At 67.0% G+C, this 1118-nt stretch carries 1 protein-coding gene and 1 pseudogene; one reads left to right on the forward strand and one right to left on the reverse strand.

What is annotated here, in order from left to right:
* Nucleotides 1-199: pseudogene (locus U9979_RS02365) on the reverse strand (acyl-CoA dehydrogenase); the annotation flags it as partial.
* Nucleotides 200-377: 178 nt separating this feature from the next.
* On the opposite strand from U9979_RS02365, the gene U9979_RS02370 reads away from it, so the two are divergent.
* Nucleotides 378-1118: acyl-CoA dehydrogenase family protein (locus U9979_RS02370; RefSeq protein WP_322778072.1), on the forward strand; the 741-nt coding region annotated here is incomplete at its 3' end.

Genomic DNA, 1118 nt, shown 5'->3' on the forward strand with positions numbered 1-1118 from the left:
ACTCGACCGGCCAACTGATGTTCAGCCATTTGTCCTTCGCGAGGAGTTTTTCCCACTCCCGGCGGAGTTCCCAGGCGGTGTCGTCGGCCGGGCCGCCGACGCCCAGGATGGTCCGGAAGTCACCGGTAAGATGATCGGCGATCCATGACCGCGCCTCCTCCTGGAACTGCCTGTCCTGTGCGGTGACGGCAACGTCCATTGGCTACCTCGCCCACTCGCGCCCAAGTGGGCGCCTCCGGCCGGATCAACGTGCAAAACCGTACAAAAAGTTAGCTGATAGCTGAGGCTATCGCAACTTGAGCGTCAGGCGGTGGGATGTCCATGCGGATCCCGACGCGCTATGGTTAGCTGATTTAGCTGATGGGAGAGGTGCTGTCGTGGACTTTGACCTCACGGACGAGCAGCGCATGCTGGCGCAGACCGCGCGGGACTTCGTCTCGCGTACCTGCCCACCGCGGCTGGCCAAGGAATGGGATGAGCAGGGCGTCCTGCCCAAGGAGCTCTTCCGCGGCATGGCCGACCTCGGGTGGTTCGGCCTCCCACTACCGGAGGACAGCGGTGGGGGCGGCGGTACCGCGCTCGAACTCGTGCTGCTCGCCGAGGAACTCGGGCGTGCCAGCCTCGACATCGCGATGTGCTACTCGGGCACCTTCATCCCCGGGCTCACCCTGCTGAAGTGGGGCACCCAGGCCCAGCGCGACCGCTACCTGCCCGGCATGCTGGATGGCACCGAGCGTTTCGCCATCGCCATGAGCGAGCCGGACGCCGGCTCCGACGTCGCGGCACTGCGCACCACCGCGGTCGACCACGGCGACCACTTCGTCCTCAACGGGCAGAAGGCATGGTGCACCGGGGCGGGCCTGCCCGGTACGACCATCGCGATGTACGTGCGCACCGACCCGTCCGCGCCCAAGCACGAGGGGCTGTCCCTGGTGCTGGTCGATCCCGCGACCGCAGGCGTGGAGATCCGTCGGACGCCGACGTTGGCCCGGCACATCCTCGGCACCAACGAGGTGTTCCTGCACGACGTGGTCGTGCCCCGGGAGAACCTGGTGGGTCCCCTGCACGGCGGTTGGAAGGTCATGCTCTCCGGGCTCGACCTCGAGCGGGTGCTCATG

Source organism: Protofrankia sp. Cas4 (assembly GCF_963555915.1).
In the GTDB taxonomy this organism is placed as follows: domain Bacteria; phylum Actinomycetota; class Actinomycetes; order Frankiales; family Frankiaceae; genus Protofrankia.